Raw genomic sequence first — 7187 nt, forward strand, 5'->3', positions numbered from 1 at the left:
GATCGCCAACTGGTCGCCCTCGACCGGCACGACAGTCACCACCGAAGGCCTGCCGATCACTTCGGTCGGCACCGTTTCGACACCTACACTGGCCGCGACAAACCTTGCGACCTCCATGCGGCGCTGGCGCCTGACCTCGGCGGCCGTCGTGGACTCGGTGGCTGACCAGCGATCCGCAGGTTGGGCCTGCTGGCGTGGCACCGCGGCGGGTCTCGGGGGCTGGACCTTCGTGACGCGGATTTCGCTGACGACGCTGCAGGCGACAGGCATGGGGTTCTTCGGGCTCTATGGATCAACCGCAGCACTCGCCATCACGCTGACATTGGCCGCCGTCGTCAACTGTATCGGCATCGGCTTTCAGCGCGGCACCCATGCCAACTGGCAGCTGGTCGCCAATGACGGGGCCGGAGCACCGACCTTGACCGACCTCGGGGCCGCCTTCGCCATCGCGACCGGCGGCGTCGTGACCCTTTTCATCGCTGCGCCGCCGAACGGTTCGTCGGTGTGGGTCCGAGCCGTGAACGAGGTTACCGGCGCCATCTTCGAACAGGAAATCACGGCCGACCTGCCAGCCGCGACGCAATTCCTGTCGCCGCGGCTGTTCCTGAACACCGGCGCGACAGCCGCCGCCGTCGCCTACGACTGCGCCGGGGTCTACGTCGAGACGGACTTCTGATCCAGCTTCTTGGAAAGCCAGCTCGTGTGAAGCCCGGGCCGGGCGACATCAAAAAACGGGAAGCGCCGAACGCCTCGACCGCGGCGTATCACCCGGCCCGGATCACAGGTTCACGGTTTCAAAAAGCGGCAGGGATTCGCTGCGCCGGAATAGTGGCACGGCTAAGCGGCATCTGTCGCATGCGGCGATGGGCACAATTGTGCACCTTGGATCAGGCCGAAATCTGAACCACGCTTTCCCCAAAGTCTCTGTTCTGGCAATGTTCCATCCTGTCTTTATGATTCCCGGACCTTCGCATGTGTAATTTGTATTCCCAGACCAAGAGCCAGGACGCCATGCGCCATGTCTTTGACGACATGCGCGGGGATGACGAGGACTTGGTCGATCTGACCGGCAACCTGCCACCCATGACCGGAATCTTCCCCGACTATCCCGCGCCGATCATCCGGCACGGGACACAGGGTGGCTGGCAATTGACCATGGCGCGCTGGGGTATGCCGACACCGCAGGTGTTTCTGGCAGGCAAGCGCACCGATCCGGGCGTCACCAATATTCGCAATGTCGCTTCGGCCCATTGGAGACGCTGGCTCGGGGTGGAGCATCGCTGCCTCGTCCCCTTCACCAGCTTTTCCGAGATCGACAGCCGCCCGGGCGCACCCCGCAACCATCCGGTTTGGTTCGCGCTTGGCCAGTATCGCCCCCTGGCCTTCTTCGCGGGCATCCGCACCGAATGGACCTCGGTGCGCAAGCTGAAGGAGGGCGAGGTAACGGCAGAGCTGTTCGGCTTTCTGACCTGCCCACCCAATGCCGAGGTTGCGAAGATCCATCCCAAGGCAATGCCGGTGATCCTGACCAGGCCCGAGGAGTGGCGGCGATGGCTGACTGCAACGGTGGCCGAGGCCCTGCCGCTGCAACGCCCACTGCCCGACGGGACGCTGCAGATCGTGGCGGAAGGAGTGCGGGAAGATGCAGCCTGAGACCTTGCGCCCTGAACTGCCTCCCACCGACGCTTTCGATCTGCGCGGGCGACGTGTGCATGAGGCCGAAGGCCGCGGTCGCCGAACCTTTGCGCTATTTCAGGCGGTGCGGCATCCCGACCCGCTGGTCTGGATCCTGCCCGCCCATGTGCCGGAACTGCCGATGCTGCGCGGGTTGCCGAAAGGTGTCGGCGAACGGCTGCACCTGTTCCGCGCCGAGGGCGAGACCGATCTGCTGTGGTGCATCGAGGAGGCACTGCGCTCGGCTCCCGTCGGCCTTGTCATCGCCGAACCGGAAAAGCCCCTATCGCTGACCGCCGGGCGTCGCCTGCAACTGGCGGCCGAGGCCGGGCGGACCACCGGCCTGATGCTGATCCGCGAAGGCGCGGGCAGCAATGCCACCGAAACGCGCTGGGCCTGTGCCCCCGTAGCAAGCCCGGCGGCGGACTCGACTCTGCATTGCTGGACCCTTAATAAGAACAAAAAGGGAACTTGCGGAAGTTGGATTGTGAACTGGAATGGCGCGACGGCTGCTGTCCATCTGGTTTCCGAGGCTGGCCAGCGACATCAGCCTGCGGAACCACCCGGTTGAAGGGCCCCTTGCCCTGAGCCAGCGCTCGGGCAATGCCGATCATCTGCATTGCCTGAACCCCGCCGCCACGGCCCGCGGCCTGCATCGCGGCATGGCACTGGCCGATGCCCGCGCGATCTGTCCCGATCTTGCCATCCGCCCCGCTGATCTGGCGCGTGAGGCGGCGGCGCTGGTGTCCTTGCGCCGCTGGGCCAGCCGCTATGCCCCCATGATTGCCACGGATGGCGCGGACGGTCTTTTGGCCGATATCTCGGGCGTGCCGCATCTGTTTGGCGGCGAAGCCGATTTGCGCGAGGACTTGCACGCGCGACTGACGCGGGCGGGCCTGCATGCGGAAAGCGCCATAGCAGGAACCCGAGGCGCAGCCCATGCGCTGGCTCGTAACGGCGGCGGCATCGTGCCTGACGGGCGACTGATCGAGGGAATCGGTCGCTTGCCGGTGACAGCCCTCAGAGCGGATCCTGAAACGGCCGAGGCGCTGGCGCGGGTGGGTCTGGCACGTATTGCCGATTTGGCGCATTTGCCGCGCGCGCCTCTGGCCCGCCGCTTCGGGCAAGGGCTGGTTCTGCGGCTGGATCAGGCGCTCGGGCAGCGGGACGAGCCCGTTGCAGCGGAACCGGACGCCCCGCATTTTGGGGTGCGGATGACGCTCCCCGAACCGATCGGGCTGCAATCCGATGTCATGGCGGGGCTGGAGCGCCTGCTGGACCGGCTCTGCGCCAAACTCGCCCAGCATCGGATGGGCGCACGCCGGGTCCGGTTGGAGCTGCGCCGAGTTGATCGCCAATCTTCACAGGTCGAGATCGGTCTCGCCCGCCCGATGCGCGACGCGGCCCGCATCGCTGCGCTGTTTGCCAAGGGCGTGGACGAGGTGGATGCCGGTTTCGGCATTGATGCCCTTCGCCTGACTGCCCCGGTGACAGAGGCCCTTGCGCCGGAACAGATTGGTGGCGGCCAGGCGATCCGGCACGACGATGCGTTGGCTGATCTTCTGTCCTCTGTCGGCAACCGCATCGGCTTTGACCGGGTGCTGCGGCTGTTGCCTGCAACCAGCCTGATCCCTGAGCGCAGTTTCCTCTTGGCCCCGGCTGCTTATTCCGCATCCGAACCGATCCCGCATCGCGGGGGGGCGGCGCGGCCGATCTCCCTGTTTCCGCCCGAGCCGGTGACCGCCGCCTCGGGCAACCCGCCCGCGAGTTTCCGTTGGCGGCGCATGCGCTTCACCACGCTGCGCGCGCTGGGCCCAGAACGCATCACGCCGGAATGGTGGTTCGACGATCCCGCCTGGCGGTCGGGCCTGCGCGATTACTGGCGGATCGAAACCCGGGAAGGGCCGCGGCTCTGGCTGTTTCACACCCCGCAAACCCCGGCCTGGCCCGCGCCCGGAGGGGCGCAGAACTGGCACGTACAGGGGGAGTTCGCATGATTCCCTACGCCGAACTTTGCGTCACATCGAACTTCACCTTCCTGACCGGCGCCTCGCATCCAGAGGAACTGGTATCGCGGGCGGCAGAACTGGGGCTGAGTGCCATCGCCATCACCGATCGCAATTCGGTGGCAGGCGTGGTGCGGGCCTTCTCCGCGCTGAAGGAACTGGCGCGTCTGCGCGACGAGGCGCGGACCGCGGCGGCAGAGGCGGGCCCAATCATCCGCTCGCAGCGCGTGACGGACCATTCCAGCCGCCAGACCGTGCCGCATTTCACCGGACAGACTGATGCCCCCGCCATGTCGGACGCGCCGCTGCCGAAACTGATCGCCGGGGCGCGTCTGGTGTTGACTGACTCCGCCGTGGAATGGCTGGCCCTGCCCACCGATCTTGCCGCCTGGTCGCGCCTGACCCGGCTTCTGTCGATTGGCAAGCGGCGCGCGGCCAAGGGCGAATGTCACCTGCAACGCGCCGATCTGGTCGAATGGGGCAAGGGCATGGTGCTGATCGCCCTTTCGCCCGACCCGCTGGACGATCCCGGCCCGAAAAGCACCCGCGGCGATCTTCGCGCCATCGGTCGCGCCTTCCCCGGTCAGTGCTTCCTGGGGGCCGCCCCGCGCTATGACGGCCGGGATCAGATCCGTTTCGACCGGATCGGCATTCTGGCGCAGGAGGTGAGCCAGCCGATGGTCGCTGTGGGCGATGTGCTGATGCACCGTTCCGCCCGTCGCCCCCTGGCCGATGTGCTGACCTGCCTGCGCCTTGGCTGCACCATCGACGCAATCGGCGAACACCGGCTGGCAAATGGCGAGCGCCGCCTGAAATCCGGCGCCGAGATGGCGAAGATGTTTCACCGCCACCCCGCCGCGCTGCGCCGCACGCTGGAGATTGCCGACCGTTGCGCCTTTCGCCTCAGCGACCTGCGCTATCAATATCCCGATGAATCGGAGAACGAGCCAGCGCAGGACCGGCTGGAACGGCTGGCGCGCGAAGGTCTTCACTGGCGCTACCCTTCTGGTGCGCCGCCAAAGATCGTGCATCGCGTGGAAAAGGAACTGACCCTGATCCGCGAGGTGGACTACGCCCCCTATTTCCTGACCGTCCACGACATCGTGCAGTTCGCCAGATCGAAGGGCATCCTCTGTCAGGGGCGCGGCTCCGCCGCCAATTCGGTGGTCTGCTATCTTCTGGGCATTACCGAGGTGCCGCCCGAGTCGATCACCCTGATCTTCGAGCGTTTCATCTCCAAGGAGCGGGGCGAACCGCCGGATATCGACGTGGATTTCGAACACGAACGCCGCGAGGAGGTGATCCAGTGGATCTATGCCCGCTATGGCCGCGAGCGTGCCGGCCTGACCGCAACGGTGATCCATTTCCGCAGCCGCGCCGCCATCCGCGAGGTTGGCAAGGTCATGGGATTGTCGCAGGACGTGATCGCGCGGCTTTCCGGGCAAATCTGGGGCTGGTCCTCGGCCCCCCCCGGCGAGGACCGGCTGCGCGATGCGGGCCTATCGCTTGCCGACCGCCGCGTGCAACTGGCCGTGCGACTGATCGGCGAGATCATCGGCTTTCCTCGCCATCTTTCGCAACACGTAGGCGGCTTTGTTATCACCAAAGGCCGTCTGGACGAACTTTGCCCAATTGAAAATGCGGCGATGGACGACCGGACAATCATCGAATGGGACAAGGACGACATCGACGCGCTTGGCCTTCTGAAGGTCGATATTCTGGCACTTGGCATGCTGACCTGCATTCACAAGGCGTTTGCGCTTCTGGATGAGCATCGCGGGCAGCAGCTGACGCTGGCCAATGTGCCGCCCGAGGATCCGTCGATCTACGATATGCTCTGCCGCGCCGATGCGATCGGGGTCTTTCAGGTTGAAAGCCGGGCGCAATTGAACTTCCTGCCCCGGATGCGGCCGCGCAAATTCTATGACCTGGTCTGCGAGGTCGCTATCGTCCGCCCCGGCCCGATTCAGGGCGGCATGGTGCATCCCTTCATCAACCGCCGCATGGGGCGCGAAAAGGTCGAAGATCTCGGTCCCGCGATGATGGAGGTTCTGGGTCGCACCTATGGTGTGCCGCTGTTTCAGGAACAGGCGATGCAAATCGCCGTTGTCGCGGCAGGCTTCACCCCGTCCGAGGCTGACCGCCTGCGTCGGTCGCTTGCCACCTTCAAACGCATGGGCACCATCGGTTCGTTCCGCGACCGCTTTGTCAGCGGAATGCTCGCGCGGGGTTATGATGCCGATTTTGCGGCGCGCTGCTTTGCCCAGATCGAGGGGTTCGGCAGCTATGGTTTTCCCGAGAGCCACGCCGCCAGCTTTGCGCGGCTGGTCTATATTTCCGCCTGGCTGAAATGCCACCATCAGGCGGTCTTCACCTGCGCGCTTCTGAATTCGCAGCCGATGGGCTTCTATGCACCTGCACAGCTGGTCCGCGACGCCCGCGATCATGGAGTGGAGGTGCGGCCCATTTCGGTCAACCACTCGTTCTGGGACTGCACGTTGGAACCACGCCCCGATGGGGCGCTCGCCCTGCGGCTGGGCTTCCGGCAGATCAAGGGGATGCGGGAAGAGGACGCCATCTGGATCGCAGCCGCGCGCGGTAACGGCTATCCCGATGTCGAAAGCCTGTGGCGCCGGGCGGGCGTGCACGCCGATGCGCTGGAACGGCTCGCCGAGGCTGACGCTTTTGCCGCCATCGGTCTCAATCGCCGAGACTCTCTGTGGGCAGCCAAGGCGCTGAAAGCCCCGGTGCCGCTGCCCCTCTTTGGTTCCGACGGCGAGGGAGCTACCGAACCCTACGTCAAGCTACCCCAGATGACCTTGGGTCAGGAGGTGATCGAGGATTACCTGTCGTTGCGGCTCAGCCTTCGCGCCCATCCGATGGAACTGTTGCGACAGCGCCTGGCCGAAAGCCTGGCCCATGATCGCCTGCCACAGGCCAGTGGCCGCGTCACAGTCACCGGCCTTGTGATCACCCGGCAGCGCCCCGGCACGGCGTCGGGCGTCATTTTCCTCACTCTGGAGGACGAGACCGGCACAGCCAATGTCGTGGTCTGGAAGAAGGTCTACGAGACCTTTCGCAAGGCGGTGATCGCCGGGCGGCTCGTGCGCGTGACCGGCCGGATCGAGCGCGACGGCCCGGTCACCCATCTGATCGCCGAGAGGGTCGAGGATGTTTCACCCCTGCTGGCCACTCTGGGCCGCCCTGTCCTGATCGCGCCCAACGACGGTCGCGCCGATGAAACCATGCGCCAGACTGGCGGCAGAATGAGACCAACAGCGCGCCATCCCCGCGAACAGGCACGGAAGCTGTTTCCGAGTCGGGATTTCCATTGATCGGGAAAATGGAAGCATTCGGTCATCCGCTGGCCCGTCGATGGGGGACTCGTCGAATGTTGACCAGGTGTTGACAAGAATTTGGAATGGCAAAAGCCGAGCGTTATGCTCGGCTTTGAAGTCTTTGATAAGGCTGGTATTTTTGGTTGCGGGGACAGGATTTGAACCTGTG

At 65.2% G+C, this 7187-nt stretch carries 4 protein-coding genes and 1 pseudogene; all 5 read left to right on the forward strand.

Annotated elements, in window-relative coordinates; genetic code table 11:
- Positions 1–676, forward strand: a pseudogene (locus tag E3D03_RS19665) (DUF2793 domain-containing protein); the annotation flags it as partial.
- 335 nt (positions 677–1011) lie between these two features.
- Entirely contained in the window at positions 1012–1653 is a 642-nt protein-coding gene (locus tag E3D03_RS19670) for an SOS response-associated peptidase (RefSeq protein WP_263568360.1), read from the forward strand.
- A complete protein-coding gene (locus E3D03_RS19675; RefSeq protein ID WP_263568361.1) occupies positions 1643–2245 on the forward strand; it encodes an ImuA family protein in 603 nt (200 codons plus the stop codon). The genes E3D03_RS19670 and E3D03_RS19675 overlap by 11 nt, the downstream gene beginning before the upstream one ends.
- Positions 2172–3671: a Y-family DNA polymerase gene (locus E3D03_RS19680; RefSeq protein WP_263568362.1), complete on the forward strand. Its 1500-nt coding sequence runs from the start codon at positions 2172–2174 to the stop codon at positions 3669–3671. The genes E3D03_RS19675 and E3D03_RS19680 overlap by 74 nt, the downstream gene beginning before the upstream one ends.
- The gene (locus E3D03_RS19685) at positions 3668–7015 is read left to right on the forward strand and encodes an error-prone DNA polymerase (RefSeq protein WP_263568363.1); all 3348 of its coding nucleotides are present in this window, start codon (positions 3668–3670) and stop codon (positions 7013–7015) included. The genes E3D03_RS19680 and E3D03_RS19685 overlap by 4 nt, the downstream gene beginning before the upstream one ends.
- Positions 7016–7187 lie beyond the last annotated feature (172 nt).

The sequence above is a fragment of the Paracoccus sp. DMF genome (assembly GCF_004407025.1).
Lineage (GTDB): Bacteria > Pseudomonadota > Alphaproteobacteria > Rhodobacterales > Rhodobacteraceae > Paracoccus > Paracoccus aminovorans_B.